Raw genomic sequence first — 12,897 nt, 5'->3', positions numbered from 1 at the left:
TCGGACACCTCTGCAAGACTAACCTCGCTTCGCGGACCGATATGGTTGAGGGCTTTGCCGATCCGAACAGTCCCTTAAGTCTTTCGAAGTCGTGAATACCAGAACGTAAGATGAAATGCCTGTAAGAGCATAACAAACATTGGGGGCATATGAAGATTGGTTTTATTCTCTTTAACGGGATCACGTTTTTAGATTTTAATTCTATGATGTTATCAATCGCTTGAAAATGTTTGAAGAAACAAAAGATATAACATGGGATATTTGTGGACTAACAGAAGAGATTTCCGATGAATCGGGATAAAGAAGCTTAGATCTGATGATGAATTTATTTCGTGGTTGCGACAAGCCGAGAAAGTTAATTACATCGTGTCTGTTTGTACAGGCTCACTATTACTGGGTGTTGCAGGTTTATTAAAGAATAAGAAAGCAACAACCCATCCTAATGCTTATGAATTATTAGAACCCTATTGCAAAGAAGTTATTAAATCCAGAATTGTTAAAGATGGAAACCTTATAACAGCTGAGGCGAATAATCGATTTCCATTAAAATATAGAGGAGAAGGAATTGGTAAGGCCGTAGCCAAAGAAATATTTAATTTACATAAGGGGGATTGGGAAGTTTATCAATTAGAAAGTAACAAACCGGCACAGATGTTTTGGAATAAGGTCATTAGTGAATACACTAAAGGTAAATTTAAAGATCGATTAGAGAATGGTAGAAAGATACAAGATTTTGTTAGCTAATAGAGAAGGAGAGGTATACTGGATGAAAGCATATATACAGACAGATAAAAATGGAGAGTTCTACAATGTGAATGCTTTTATTGCTAACGATGGTTTCACGTCGTTAGGGTGGGAGACCATTAAGTTTAATGATATAGCAGAAATCAAAGAAAAAAATCCCGAAGATTTAGTAGTTGGCGGAATTGGTAACGTGAGAAAGCGTCTTGAAATTTTAGGGATTGAAAGGAGTCAAGGAGAAATTGATTATCCGAATTCCTTGTCTCATTATTTTGGCAGAAAAATATGGACGACTACTACTCAAGAGCTTTTTGAAAATAAACAGAACTGGAACGTTTTTATAAAGCCTAAAGACATAACGAAAAAGTTTGCTGGAACGGTTGTGAAGGAATATAAAGATTTTATAGGTTTAATTGCAGAAAATGAGGATACGAATATTTGGTGTTCTGAAGTTGTTGATTTTACAACGGAATGGCGTTGTTTTATACGATACGGACAAATACTTGATATCAGATATTATAAGGGTGCTTGGGATTCGAAATTGGATTTAAATATAATAAAAAGTGCGGTTAGGGATTTTATTGATGCGCCAGCTGCATATGGTATGGATTTTGGTATTGATCAAAAAGGAAATATGAAGCTGGTAGAAATAAACGATGGTCATTCGCTAGGGAGTTATGGAATCAGTCCTTTGAACTATGCGAAATTTCTCTCAGCTAGATGGTCAGAATTAACAGGAACTACGGATTATTTAAGAAGCTTATAGGTTTCAGACATCATGCGACCCGACCTAAGATAAGAGTTATCTAAGGCCGGGTCATGTCTTAGATGGAGAACGTTATATGAAAGGAAAGTGAAAAATGAAATTTATATTTGAGAACTTTTCATGTGATGTTGATGTTTTTTATAAAGAGAATGACATTTTATTAAGATTTTATGATAGTTCAAGAGAACAAGAGGAAGAAGAGATTATCAACTTAGTTATAGTAGACCCTGGGTATGGGTATCTTTGTTTAAAAGTTAAGGGGGAGGCAGCCTTGCTGAGCGGAAATTTAGATGAAAGTGTTTTTCAAACTAATGAAATTGTAGAAGCCGCTATCACTTTTATAGAAAATCTATCCCCACATACAAGGAATAGTTATATTCCAAGCCATGTAGCACGATTTAGACGAACAAGTTTTATTGAATATAATGGCGAGTATTAAATTCAGACTACCCAACCATACAAAGAAATACATCAAATGGCAGCATATTCATGCATAGTATCAATCCATAAATTCAGTTTTTCAGGGGGCAAAGTATGTTCAAATCAGTCATAGATCAGGATTCCTACATTTCATTTTTAGAAAATAGACATGTGGAAGAATTATTTGAGTTAATGGATAATAGTCGAGACAGCATTAGAGAATGGCTTGATTTTCCTAATCATACACACGAAATAAACGATACAAGGAAATTTATTGAACGAACATTAAGTTCATTTGCAGCTAATAATGGATACTGGATTGGGATTTGGCATAAAGGAAGAATTGCAGGATCAATTGGCTATTTATATTTTGATTGGCATAGCAAGAAGACGGAAATCGGATATTGGTTATCTAAAGATTTTGAAGGATTTGGTTTAGTTACTAAGGCGTGTTCATTATTTATGAAATATGCTTTTGAAGAGCTTAAATTAAACAAAGTTGAAATATGCACGGCTACCAGCAATAGTAGAAGTAGAGCTGTTCCAGAGCGCCTAGGGTTTAAGGAAGAGGGAACCGTTCGATGCTTCGAATTTCTAAACGGCAAATATTTAGATCGAGTAACTTACGGAATGATTGGGGAAGAGTGGAGTGGAAATTCCAAAGCCTCAAAAAATTAAAGGAGAATTAAATGGATAAAAGCCAAATCGGTAATGTTATATTAAGCGTCGTGATTGCTCTAGTCTTTTATTTAAGCGGATTCTTACTAAAGAAATATCCTCCAAAAGAAATCAATGTAACATATGGTTATAGAACATCAAGATCATTGAAAAATATTGATCTATGGAAAGAAGCAAACAAATATAGTGCGGAAATAATGAAGCAGTATGGGATCATATTTTTGATACTTGGATGTGTAATAAGTCTATTGTTTAAAGGGATATCCATAACGATGATATTAATAGGATTAATGATTTTATTTTTCGTTTTAATGTTTATAAGAGTAGAAAAAAGGCTTAAAGGAATGGAATTGAATAAGATAGACTAATGTTGCATGTAACTCTTAGGGTGCAAACGTCATCTAACATCGTATTCTAGTTGCGGGTCATGTGGCTCTTGGTATGGTCGAAATCGAGGAGCAGGAAGCGGATTCAACTGGACAATAACTATGAGCTGCGATCTGTTCTCTACATGTAAGACTCTCGGGTTTGTGAATACAAGAGCGTTAAGTAAAGGAACATATAACATTTTAAAAACAGAAGGGCTGACAATCAATGTCTAATGAAGAAAATAAAATTCCAGATCATCATAGTCCCCTTCGGCATATATTAAGCGAAGCACATGGAATATCTCATCATTCTATTGAATCTCTAGAAGAGGCTAAGAACTATGAAAATGCATATCTAATAATGGAGGGTGATTATGGGGGCGAAATATATGTAGTATGCCCTGTGAAAATAATAAGATGCAACTGGCAAACACTTAGTAAGCTTTTAGAAGATATAGATAATTTATATTGGAAAGATGAATATGGAAGAGGTATCTATTTTGAGTTCTTTAATAACGGAGATATAGTTTCTGGCGGTATGGGAGGGGGAGTGGCGACTAATAGGCTTTGGGTGAATGAAGGATTACTCAACATACAAAATGAAATTTCTAAAGTCATATATGGAAAGAAAATAAGAATTAGTGTTAGTACTACATAGAAGAGTAGTATGTCATCTAACATTGAATTCACGTTACGGGTAATCTCCCTTGATCTGGAAGAAGTTCTAGGAACGGAAGTGTAATCAATTAGATAAACGCTGCGAGTCTAAGTCTGGCTACCCGTTTGAGTTGATCACTTGAGCTTCTCAGGTTCGTCATTACAAAAATTTCATTGGAAAGCAATGAAAATCAATTTTTTAAAACACATTATAGCTACAAGAAGGAATGATTACATGATGCAGATACAGAGAATCAAGGAAATCTCAGATCAAGAGGTATATCAATTCCTTTCTTACTGTATGAGTCCGAAACCGGAGCGAATTATTCATGAATGCAAAAACTATAAAACGCTAAAAAATCGAGATTTATATGGCGTTTATTTTGAAAATGAACTGACAGGAATTATCGGTTTGATCCATCATACATTGGAAACAGAGTTAAAACATATAGCCGTACATCCCAATCACAGAAATAAAGGGCTTGGCAGCAAATTGTTGGGTGAAATAAAGAGACTTTCGACATCAGCAGTGAGAAGTACCCTGGGGGAGAGCGATTTAAATGTATATATAATTTTATGGAAGCATAACATCCACAGCATAATTTGGGAGGATCACTTGACTTCTTGTAAATTATTCCGATTCCACGGATAAGGGACTTTGGAAGTCTCTTGCAAGCTGCTCTGCCAACATATACAAGCGTTCTTTATTTGACTGTTCTGTCCTAATATCTTCTTCCCACTTCTCCTGCCATTGTTTAGCATCCCCCTCAATGACATGAAAGAACAATACTTATTCCAGCCTTCTCCATAATCAATTGTTTTGTCTCTCCGCGAAATGAACGCATTTTGTTCATCGCTTACCCTCCTCGAGACCCGACCGGTCGATCCAATTACGCTATGATTTCACTTGAATTTCAATGTAATAAAAATGAGGGACATGGTGCACAGGAAGTTCACTAGGATGTTCTATTGAAAACTGTGCTTTAGTGATATATAATGTACTGCAATGATAAGTACATTGTTGGGAAGTGAGCTTGATTGGAAATTATTATCAGCAGCAACTCGAGTAAGCCTATCTATGAACAAATCACAACACAAATCAAAGCGATGGTGATGCAAGGAGAATTAAAAACAGGCGATCCGATTCCGTCTATGCGCTCGCTCGCCAAGACGATTCATGTAAGTGTAATTACAGTGCAAAAGGCATATGAAGATTTGCAACGAGATGGGTTTATTGAAACGACAGTTGGACGAGGCAGTTTTATATCTGCACAGAACAGGGATTTTATACAAGAAGAACAGCAGAAAAAAATTGAAGAGTATTTAATGCTGGCTGCGGAAACCGCACGAACAAGCGGGATAAAATTAGAAAAGCTTACGGAGCTTTTAAGCATGTTCTACAAGGGGGACTAGTCGATGAATTATTGTTTGGAAGTTAAAAATCTGTCGACGGCCTATGCCGGATCTCATTTTCATTTGGATAATGTTTCTTTTTCTGTTCCTCAAGGAAGTATCATGGGGTTTGTGGGTGAGAATGGAGCAGGCAAGACAACGACGTTTAGTTCAATTCTGAATACAATCAGGAGAGACAGCGGGAAGATCGAAATTTTTGGGGAGGAAATGACAGATGAACAACCGGACATCCGCAATCATATCGGGGTTGTTTTTGATGCCATTAATTTCCCGGGGGATCTCACTGCCGATAAGTTAGCTGCAGTGTTCAAAGATATTTATCAAAAATGGGACGATGATCTCTTTCAGAATCTAATTCGCAGACTTCAGGTGCCTGCTCACATCAAAGTAAAAGACTTGTCGCGTGGCATGACGATGAAGTTGGCCACGGCAGTGGCTATGTCGCATGGAGCAAAACTGTTGCTGTTGGACGAGGCGACTTCCGGACTTGACCCTGTTGTCAGAGAAGAGATGCTGGATTTATTTTTAGAGTTTGTGGAAGATGAAGAACATTCTATTCTCATGTCTTCCCACATCACCAGTGACTTGGAAAAAATTGCAGATTATATCACATTTATTCACAATGGAAGAATCATTTTAACAGAGAAAAAAGATACGCTTTTATACAATTACGGGATTGCTCGTTGCAAATCGGAGCAGTTTCAGATTATTGACAAGTTGGAGTATCTCGCATACAGGAAAAGAGGACTGCAGATCGAAATGTTGATCTCTGACAAAGCTAAGTTTGCCAAAAAGCATCGTGAAATCATCATTGATGATATAACCATTGATGAAATTATGTTGTTATTAGTTAAGGGGGATCAATAAATGAGGGGACTACTCCGCAACAATTTTTATTCCATGGCAAGCAATATCCGACTTTCCTTAATAATGGCTGGATTTTTATCATTGGTTCCTTTGGTTCTTAAGGAGTCGGCCGCGATTCCCATGATTTTGTCCATACAAATATTCCTGTTTGTTGTCAATACCGGTGCCTCGCTGCGAGTGGATGAAACTTCTAAATGGAACAAGTTTGAACTGACGCTGCCAATCAGGCGTCGTACGATTATTGGGGCGAAGTATGTATCATTTACCTTACTAATCCTCCTTGGTGTGATGATGAGCTTGCTCACGCTTGGTTTTGTGTACGTTGCGGGTTTTGAACTCGATCCGAAGATTGTGATTTATAGTTATGGATTCGGGTTGACGTTGTCGATCACATTAGTGTCTTTGATGTATCCGATCATGTTGAAGATTGGCACGGAAAAAAATGAACTTGTCGTATTTTTCTCGGGCTTTGCTGCGATAGGGATGATGCTGGTACTTGCCGCGTTACTGGCCCCTGTTACAGGAGGCATGCAGCTTCGTCACCCGCTGGTTGGTATGATTTCTTCGTGTATGGCAACAATCCTGTTTGTCATATCCTACTTTGTGTCAGTCCACATTCATCGGAAGAAAGAGTTTAAGTAATGTAAGAGTAGCGCTGCCACTACTTCACGCGGAATCGTAGCTATAAGCAGGCATTCTTATTGAATGCAACCTACATCGGATGTTGGTAATTAGGGAGGAGAAATAATGAAGCCAATATCTATTATCGTAATTATTTTAACGGTAGGAGTATTCATTTTTTTAAAGATTTTTCAAGATTCAATTCCTAAAATTAATGAGCCAATAACTAATCTATTCGTATTTGTAGGCTTCGTAATTTTTGCTGTTATATATGGTGTTTCACGAATTAGAAAAAAATAGGCTCTTCACCGTTGGCAATGCAACGAGCAGGATATCATCATATGCAAGTCAGGTTTAGATGATAGACGCTAATTTAAAGATGGCTGCAACTATATAATAACCCGAAGGAAGTTGATTCATATATTTGAAAAGATGTATGCAAAAAACGTAATGAATTCCTTGCACTATCTTTTTATCTTCATTAGGTCTGAACCATTAAATCCTGTATTGAATCAAATACTTCATACCTATCAAGATTGGTTAGAGAAGGACATGAAAATGAACTATCGTTCAATCCAAAAACTTATAAACAATCTAAGAGCATCCAAAGAAGCTAATCCCTATAAAGAATCTATAGTTTCTATTCTTAAGAGGTTTAGACCTTTTGCAAGAGCTAAAAATATCGAACGTGTTTATTTAAGCATTGCACCTATTCAGTACATTATAAGCAGCTTAATAGAATTAATTCGATTGAATGAGATGGAGAAAATAAGTACGATGGCAAGTTCAATTCATAACTATCCGTCATTCATCCTTGGAGAGTACTATTGTAAATCTATTGATTTTTGGAATGAGCATATTGATTTCTATAATAGGACTTTTGAAAGTGATTTCATGATTGAGTGGAAGCATTTATTTATTGAAATTTATCCGAAAACAGGTAATGAAATTAAAGGAGGATACTTTTAAAGACTCTAGAACTCGTTTCATTAAAAAATCCCGGTGATTGGCATGTATATTGGAATCATTTTTATGTGAAGATCTTAGGCATAGCCTATAATGTAACTCCGGTTGCGGACAGACTTGACCGCCGACGTGTGACCGAGCACCGCGTGCCGGGATGGCTTTGATGTGTGGGAGAATCATGATTGCGAGCTGGTATTCTGACAGGCGTGAAAATATATATAAACTTAATAGGAGGTGACCCTCATATGTTCTATGTAAATACGAGAGCATTTATTGAGAGGAATCGAAATAAGGGTACAGAAATTATTGTCCAGGTTCGCAATAAGAAAAATGAAGAAGCCATAGAGCTGCCTGGTGGAAGATTGGAACCCTATGAATCTATATTAACTGGATTAAAACGAGAGGTGCTGGAAGAAACAGGTTTGACTGTTACAGAAGTAGAAGGCAGTGAAAAGCGTATTGACACGGTTGGCATTAATTCTGATTTTGAAGTGGAATGCTTAGAGCCTTATTGTGTGTATCAGACCATTAAGGGACCCGTGGATTCAATAGGAATGTACTTTATTTGTAGAGCGGAGGGTCAATTATTATCTGTTGGAGATGAAACCTTACATATTCGATGGGAAGCTATTGAAGATCTTTATTTATTAATGAAAAATGACCCGCGCAAATTTTCAGATGTCGATCGAGCAGGATTGAAATATTATTTAAAACATAAGTTTGGAAAGCAATTTGAATAAGCGAGTATTCTCTCATAACCATATATTCGTACTTCGGCCGCGTACCGTTCAGAAAACGTATAGGGAGGAGATATAGAATGGATATCATCTTATGCAAGTCAGGTTTAGACGATTGGAAGAGTATTCATGCACAAATTTGATAAAACGATAACAGGGTGATTATATGTATGACTATGTAAGTGTATATTCGGATCAGCATTATAGCAAAAAGATTAGAACAGAAGTTATTGAAGCTTTTTTTGTTGAGACATTACATTTTGAACGAACCAGTCGATTAAAATTTTCTAAAATGATTTGCGGTGAGCTAGTTACTGCAAAAGGTATTTCTGCCAATCAGAATGGAAACTATGCTTTTGATACTTTAGATGATGTTAAGGAAATAAATTTAATTGAGATAGATATCCCCCAAGCCAGTACCGGGCAAATGGAAGACGAAATTGAAGAAATCGTATATGCGATAGCCAAAGAATTTTCATGGATCGTGGATTTACGAGAATGATGATGAAATGGATATAATCAAAAAAATAGGCGATAGACTTGTGGAAAAATGAAGTCATACGAACAGTGAGGTGGTCTATAATCAATCGGATTAAGGTGGAAAAGCTAAAAAGCAAGTACCTTCCAGATGAACACGATTGCCTGATTATTGATGGAGTTGCCTTAGATGTAAAGCTAAATGAATTATACCCTAACGAAAAACTTTTAGGATTAGTTCCAGTAATCGGAGGGTGGCTAAGTTTTGAAGAGGAAAAAAGATTAGTTCGTTCACGTTATCTCTCTAGTGCTAAAATGCAAATTCTTCCGGTTTTGATGTGCCCAGATGACTGTGATTTCTATTGCACGTTGATTGTAGCGGAAGTCATGCTAGAGGGTGAGGAAATCATTTGGAATCGAATTGGAATAGATGTAACGAACCTAACAAATAGCATAGAAAGGGTTGGAAAAGAAGTGTATTGGCTTGAATTGATGCCCGTCATGAGATTTAGGAAGCAGGATTACTACAAAGAGTTAAATTTAATTTACTGCCATGAGAATTCAAACATTAATGATGTTATCTAGTTTTACGGATGATTTTTTGTTGCTTTTTAAGGAGTGAACAACTTGGAGGTAATCAAATTAAAGCATACAAAAACGGAGTCAGATATTCGGAGTCAATTAATGCGAACGCATCGTTCCTTATTTAATGACGAAAGCAAATTAAGATTGCTTGAGATGATTAAAACTTTTTTTCCTGCGATGAGGACGGCTTATATTATTTTTTGGGTGCCCGAAGAGACAGAAGATATTGTAACTTTGCTTATTAATAACGATACAATCGCAAGCATAGAATTTGATCGATGCGATACTGGCATAGAACCTATAGTAAAGAGTCAGCCATTGGATCGTCATTATATAAAGGGGCTTAGAAGAAATCCGCAGCTTACGATTGCTGTTGCAATAGAGCTTGCTAATTCAGATCTAATATTACACCGAAATTAGTGATGCTTATTACAATTCGGGCAGCATGATCCTTGTAGTGTTGTGGAGGAATAAAATTCTATTATATATACTCGCGAGCCTTCTCAATAAATCATAAAGCATAATCAGAATTTCGAAGTGTTTGCTATGAGCTTACGACTTATTTTAAATCATCATAATGAGGGAGTAGATCAAATTGAAAAAGATATCGATGGATTTTAATGAGCCGGACCCTAGTAAATTTAGAATTACAAAGGAAGAGGCCGCATATTTTAATCTGAAAAATAATGAAGAAATCATTTTTTATACAGAGGATATTCAAGTGAAGGCAGTAGTAATGTATGACTCTCAGCAAGACCGATGGTATGGAAAACTAATAACTGAAATCATTAGCATTTCGCAAGATATTGCTGAGGCTAGAGAAGATGGGTTTGAGAATGGGAAGTTTTTTGGACAATGGACTGAAAGAAATAATATTATCAGAAAAATGAAGGAATTTAATATTAGTGAAGAGCTAATTATGCAAATGATGAATATCAGCAAGGGATACTTAAAAAAGTTATGATTATTTGAAGGCATCTATGCAAAACTGAATTTCTTACAATTTTATATGGAGCTATAAGGAGCTTTTATGGACATTGAAATTAATATGTTTCTCATCATAGGCATATTTATTGTGCTGGCAGCGGGGTTTGTTCAAGGATTAACCAGCTTCGGTTTCGCGTTAGTGACTATGCCTTTTTTGGTGAAAATGATTCCCCTGCAAGAGGTCGTTCCGATCGTTGTCATCCTCAGTCTATGTACAAATATTATCGTACTCCTCAATAGTTGGCGGCATGTCGCCATTCGAAAAATATGGATATTAATTCTATCGAGCCTATTGGCTGCGCCGCTAGGAACCTTCTTGCTCGTTTATCTCAGTGCAGACCTTTTAAAAGGCTTTACGGGAATATTAATTATTGCTTTTGCTGGCATACTGTTATCAGGGAAATCCTTCCCCGTCCGTAATGATAAAATTGCTTTTATACCGATCGGCATGACAAGTGGTTTATTAAATGGAAGCATCTCGCTCAGCGGGCCTCCGGTTGCGTTGTTTTTGTCCAATCAGGGATACAGCAAAAATGAATTTAGAGCCAACATAACCGTTTATGGCGTTATTTTAAATATGATTACAATAGGTACATTTTTTTATAGCGGCCTGCTGACACCAAAAGTGATGATGTACACATCGCTATTTGTTCCAAGCGTGTTAATCGGTGTTTTCATTGGCATTATAGCGATCAAAAAGTTAGATGACCAGCTGTTTAAAAAGCTGACCTTGTGGCTCATCATCCTTTCGGGGGTGTGGACGATTCTGGGTTCGTTGAAGCTCGTGTAGGGCCTATGAAATCATCAGAATGGATATTCTCCTCAGATCAGTCGACTGATTTCCATGATGAATTATGCAAGATTTACTACACTAGAGGCAGTGAAAGATTTGTCGAAGGATCAGCTTGATTTTTTACTGGATTCTGAAAGCAATTCAATTGGTGCTTTATTATTACATTTTGCCGCTGTTGAATATGCCTATCAAGTAGAGACGTTTGAAAATAGAGAGTTAAATGAAGAAGAAATTAGAGTTTGGGGTCCTGCACTTGATTTAGGTAAAGAAGGACAAGAAAAGATAAAAGGGAATGAAGAGGAGCAATTTTGGTACAACAAACAAGCTAACCATTATTTTATGTGGTTTCATGTATTTGAAGATGAAATCAATCATAGGGGCCAAATCAGAATGATTAGAAAAAGATTGAATGTATAGCGAAGAAGATTTGGTCAGCATCAACAGAAGTCTAATATTAAGTTACTGATTGAACCGTAAAGGTTTCAGGAGAGGATGAAAATATATGTCGACTAAGGGCTTTACGCACTGTCTTCAAATTTTTCCAAGCTCTGATATGAACAAAACAACAGCCTTTTATGAATTGATTGGATTTAGAGCCGTTCGTTATCTTGATTCAGAGGAACCGCATATTTGTTTATATAGGGATCAAATAGAGATCGTTTTAACTAAATCGACTAAAGAAGTTATCGCACCTAATCGAGAAATTCATGGTTATGGATATGATGCTTATTTTATAACAAATAACCAAGAGGAAATGGAGAATGAGTTTAGAACATTAGGAGTTAAGATCGTTCGACCTTTGTCAACGACGGATTATAACAATAAGGAATTTGTATTTGAGGATATAGATAGAAGATGGATTGCTGTTGGGAACAAACAATAAGGGGTGGGCAATGGATAAAAATATTCGAGCCAGTCATTCAAAAAAGCTTTCTGACAATGAACAAGTATCAGAATATCTTGGGCAATTGGAGCATCCTTTAAAAACAGAGATTGAAGAGGTTCGCCAAATCATTTTAGGTATAAATGATCAAATAACAGCACGTATTAAATGGAATGCACCGAGTTTTTGCATGAACAATCAAGATAGAATAACCTTCAACTTCCGGGTGAAAGAAGGATTTCGCCTTGTCTTTCATTGTGGTTCCAAGAAAACAATATACGAGAATAATGGGCCACTCTTTAAAGATGAAACCGAACTTTTGGATTGGGTTACAGGTGATAGAGCAACCATCCATATTACATCTGCCAATGATTTTAAAGATAAACGAAATAAATTAATAGAAGTGGCAACCAAATGGATAGAAGCGACAAAAGATATTTGAACAAGCAAAGAACAGAAAGGGCGGAAATCATTTGATTATAGTTAAGACTCAGATTGAGATTTCTGCTCCTATTCAGGTTTGTTTTGACTTAGCAAGAGATATAGACGTACACACAAAAACAGTCTGGAAACACACAAAAGAAAAAGCCATTATGGAAGTTGCCTCAGAGACGATCGGATTAGGCCAAACCGTAACTTTTGAAGCTACTCATTTCTTAGTGAGGCAAAGGCTGACCTCGAAAATGACGGAATATCAAGAACCTGTTTTATTTGTCGATGACATGCAAAAGGGAGCGTTTAAGAGCTTAAGGCATGTGCACGAATTCAAACAACTAGGTAATAAGACTATAATGACGGATACGCTGTATTTTGAAGCCCCATTTGGAATGCTTGGAAAAGCAGTTGAAAGACTGATACTTAAGAAGTATATGCAAAAGTTTTTGGAGCATCGGAATCAACAATTAAAGATATGGATCGAACAACGTTAGGTGAAATCT

22 protein-coding genes are annotated in these 12,897 nt (G+C 36.6%); 21 read left to right on the top strand and 1 reads right to left on the bottom strand.

Annotated elements, in window-relative coordinates; all coding sequences use genetic code 11:
- Positions 1-336: 336 nt before the first annotated feature.
- The 7 genes from AC50X8_RS09815 to AC50X8_RS09785 all read left to right on the top strand — a co-directional run bounded on the left by AC50X8_RS09815 (position 337) and on the right by AC50X8_RS09785 (position 4,282).
- Entirely contained in the window at positions 337-744 is a 408-nt protein-coding gene (locus AC50X8_RS09815; protein WP_494879557.1) for a DJ-1/PfpI family protein, read from the top strand.
- A 22-nt stretch (positions 745-766) separates the two neighbouring features.
- The gene (locus AC50X8_RS09810) at positions 767-1,507 is read left to right on the top strand and encodes an ATP-grasp domain-containing protein (protein ID WP_494879556.1); all 741 of its coding nucleotides are present in this window, start codon (positions 767-769) and stop codon (positions 1,505-1,507) included.
- A 94-nt stretch (positions 1,508-1,601) separates the two neighbouring features.
- Positions 1,602-1,946, top strand: a complete 345-nt coding sequence (locus AC50X8_RS09805; protein WP_494879554.1) for a hypothetical protein — start codon at positions 1,602-1,604, stop codon at positions 1,944-1,946.
- Between the two features lie 95 nt (positions 1,947-2,041).
- Entirely contained in the window at positions 2,042-2,605 is a 564-nt protein-coding gene (locus AC50X8_RS09800; RefSeq protein ID WP_494879552.1) for a GNAT family N-acetyltransferase, read from the top strand.
- An 11-nt stretch (positions 2,606-2,616) separates the two neighbouring features.
- Positions 2,617-2,973, top strand: a complete 357-nt coding sequence (locus AC50X8_RS09795) for an SdpI family protein (protein ID WP_494863278.1) — start codon at positions 2,617-2,619, stop codon at positions 2,971-2,973.
- A 226-nt stretch (positions 2,974-3,199) separates the two neighbouring features.
- On the top strand, positions 3,200-3,631 hold the full coding sequence (locus AC50X8_RS09790; RefSeq protein ID WP_494879551.1) for a hypothetical protein: 432 nt from the start codon (positions 3,200-3,202) through the stop codon (positions 3,629-3,631).
- A gap of 234 nt (positions 3,632-3,865) precedes the next feature.
- Complete coding sequence (locus AC50X8_RS09785; protein WP_494879549.1) at positions 3,866-4,282, top strand: GNAT family N-acetyltransferase; 417 nt, start codon at positions 3,866-3,868, stop codon at positions 4,280-4,282.
- Here the strand turns inward: AC50X8_RS09785 and AC50X8_RS09780 are convergent.
- Positions 4,262-4,417: a TetR family transcriptional regulator C-terminal domain-containing protein gene (locus AC50X8_RS09780; protein WP_494879547.1), complete on the bottom strand. Its 156-nt coding sequence runs from the start codon at positions 4,415-4,417 to the stop codon at positions 4,262-4,264. The genes AC50X8_RS09785 and AC50X8_RS09780 overlap by 21 nt on opposite strands.
- 251 nt (positions 4,418-4,668) lie before the next feature.
- Between AC50X8_RS09780 and AC50X8_RS09775 the strand changes: the two genes are divergently transcribed.
- The 14 genes from AC50X8_RS09775 to AC50X8_RS09710 all read left to right on the top strand — a co-directional run bounded on the left by AC50X8_RS09775 (position 4,669) and on the right by AC50X8_RS09710 (position 12,888).
- Positions 4,669-5,043: a GntR family transcriptional regulator gene (locus AC50X8_RS09775; protein WP_056041156.1), complete on the top strand. Its 375-nt coding sequence runs from the start codon at positions 4,669-4,671 to the stop codon at positions 5,041-5,043.
- A 3-nt stretch (positions 5,044-5,046) separates the two neighbouring features.
- Positions 5,047-5,910 carry an ABC transporter ATP-binding protein gene (locus AC50X8_RS09770; protein ID WP_494879546.1) on the top strand — a complete coding sequence of 288 codons (864 nt, stop codon included), beginning with the start codon at positions 5,047-5,049 and terminating at the stop codon, positions 5,908-5,910.
- Complete coding sequence (locus AC50X8_RS09765; RefSeq protein WP_046232804.1) at positions 5,911-6,552, top strand: ABC-2 transporter permease; 642 nt, start codon at positions 5,911-5,913, stop codon at positions 6,550-6,552.
- Between the two features lie 537 nt (positions 6,553-7,089).
- Positions 7,090-7,500, top strand: coding sequence for a hypothetical protein (locus AC50X8_RS09760; protein WP_494879544.1), 411 nt, complete (start codon positions 7,090-7,092; stop codon positions 7,498-7,500).
- 242 nt (positions 7,501-7,742) lie between these two features.
- Positions 7,743-8,237 (top strand): NUDIX domain-containing protein, encoded by a 495-nt coding sequence (locus tag AC50X8_RS09755; RefSeq protein WP_494863263.1) that lies wholly within the window; start codon positions 7,743-7,745, stop codon positions 8,235-8,237.
- A gap of 163 nt (positions 8,238-8,400) precedes the next feature.
- The gene (locus tag AC50X8_RS09750) at positions 8,401-8,736 is read left to right on the top strand and encodes a hypothetical protein (RefSeq protein ID WP_056041162.1); all 336 of its coding nucleotides are present in this window, start codon (positions 8,401-8,403) and stop codon (positions 8,734-8,736) included.
- Between the two features lie 95 nt (positions 8,737-8,831).
- Complete coding sequence (locus AC50X8_RS09745; RefSeq protein WP_494879542.1) at positions 8,832-9,296, top strand: hypothetical protein; 465 nt, start codon at positions 8,832-8,834, stop codon at positions 9,294-9,296.
- Positions 9,297-9,338: 42 nt separating this feature from the next.
- Entirely contained in the window at positions 9,339-9,716 is a 378-nt protein-coding gene (locus AC50X8_RS09740) for a hypothetical protein (protein ID WP_494879540.1), read from the top strand.
- 175 nt (positions 9,717-9,891) lie between these two features.
- A complete protein-coding gene (locus tag AC50X8_RS09735) occupies positions 9,892-10,260 on the top strand; it encodes a hypothetical protein (protein WP_494879539.1) in 369 nt (122 codons plus the stop codon).
- Between the two features lie 66 nt (positions 10,261-10,326).
- Positions 10,327-11,073, top strand: coding sequence for a sulfite exporter TauE/SafE family protein (locus tag AC50X8_RS09730; RefSeq protein ID WP_494879537.1), 747 nt, complete (start codon positions 10,327-10,329; stop codon positions 11,071-11,073).
- Positions 11,074-11,127: 54 nt separating this feature from the next.
- A complete protein-coding gene (locus AC50X8_RS09725) occupies positions 11,128-11,493 on the top strand; it encodes a mycothiol transferase (protein ID WP_494879535.1) in 366 nt (121 codons plus the stop codon).
- An 85-nt stretch (positions 11,494-11,578) separates the two neighbouring features.
- The gene (locus AC50X8_RS09720) at positions 11,579-11,959 is read left to right on the top strand and encodes a VOC family protein (RefSeq protein WP_494879533.1); all 381 of its coding nucleotides are present in this window, start codon (positions 11,579-11,581) and stop codon (positions 11,957-11,959) included.
- A gap of 10 nt (positions 11,960-11,969) precedes the next feature.
- Positions 11,970-12,401, top strand: a complete 432-nt coding sequence (locus tag AC50X8_RS09715; protein WP_494879532.1) for a DUF1801 domain-containing protein — start codon at positions 11,970-11,972, stop codon at positions 12,399-12,401.
- Positions 12,402-12,432: 31 nt separating this feature from the next.
- Complete coding sequence (locus AC50X8_RS09710; protein WP_494879530.1) at positions 12,433-12,888, top strand: SRPBCC family protein; 456 nt, start codon at positions 12,433-12,435, stop codon at positions 12,886-12,888.
- Positions 12,889-12,897 lie beyond the last annotated feature (9 nt).

The organism is Paenibacillus sp. JT22N15 (assembly GCF_059383755.1).
The sequence above is the reverse complement of the archived record's forward strand: the minus strand, read 5'-3'. Positions and strand labels throughout refer to the sequence as shown.

Excerpts from the sequence above, each read along its gene's own strand:
- AC50X8_RS09765 (WP_046232804.1), top strand. The coding sequence starts at position 5,911 with ATGAGGGGACTACTCCGCAACAATTTTTATTCCATGGCAAGCAATATC.
- AC50X8_RS09725 (WP_494879535.1), top strand. The coding sequence starts at position 11,128 with ATGATGAATTATGCAAGATTTACTACACTAGAGGCAGTGAAAGATTTG.
- AC50X8_RS09730 (WP_494879537.1), top strand. The coding sequence starts at position 10,327 with ATGGACATTGAAATTAATATGTTTCTCATCATAGGCATATTTATTGTG.
- AC50X8_RS09755 (WP_494863263.1), top strand. The coding sequence starts at position 7,743 with ATGTTCTATGTAAATACGAGAGCATTTATTGAGAGGAATCGAAATAAG.
- AC50X8_RS09760 (WP_494879544.1), top strand. The coding sequence starts at position 7,090 with ATGAACTATCGTTCAATCCAAAAACTTATAAACAATCTAAGAGCATCC.
- AC50X8_RS09810 (WP_494879556.1), top strand. The coding sequence starts at position 767 with ATGAAAGCATATATACAGACAGATAAAAATGGAGAGTTCTACAATGTG.
- AC50X8_RS09800 (WP_494879552.1), top strand. The coding sequence starts at position 2,042 with ATGTTCAAATCAGTCATAGATCAGGATTCCTACATTTCATTTTTAGAA.
- AC50X8_RS09805 (WP_494879554.1), top strand. The coding sequence starts at position 1,602 with ATGAAATTTATATTTGAGAACTTTTCATGTGATGTTGATGTTTTTTAT.
- AC50X8_RS09770 (WP_494879546.1), top strand. The coding sequence starts at position 5,047 with ATGAATTATTGTTTGGAAGTTAAAAATCTGTCGACGGCCTATGCCGGA.
- AC50X8_RS09790 (WP_494879551.1), top strand. The coding sequence starts at position 3,200 with ATGTCTAATGAAGAAAATAAAATTCCAGATCATCATAGTCCCCTTCGG.
- AC50X8_RS09715 (WP_494879532.1), top strand. The coding sequence starts at position 11,970 with ATGGATAAAAATATTCGAGCCAGTCATTCAAAAAAGCTTTCTGACAAT.
- AC50X8_RS09720 (WP_494879533.1), top strand. The coding sequence starts at position 11,579 with ATGTCGACTAAGGGCTTTACGCACTGTCTTCAAATTTTTCCAAGCTCT.
- AC50X8_RS09750 (WP_056041162.1), top strand. The coding sequence starts at position 8,401 with ATGTATGACTATGTAAGTGTATATTCGGATCAGCATTATAGCAAAAAG.
- AC50X8_RS09785 (WP_494879549.1), top strand. The coding sequence starts at position 3,866 with ATGATGCAGATACAGAGAATCAAGGAAATCTCAGATCAAGAGGTATAT.
- AC50X8_RS09795 (WP_494863278.1), top strand. The coding sequence starts at position 2,617 with ATGGATAAAAGCCAAATCGGTAATGTTATATTAAGCGTCGTGATTGCT.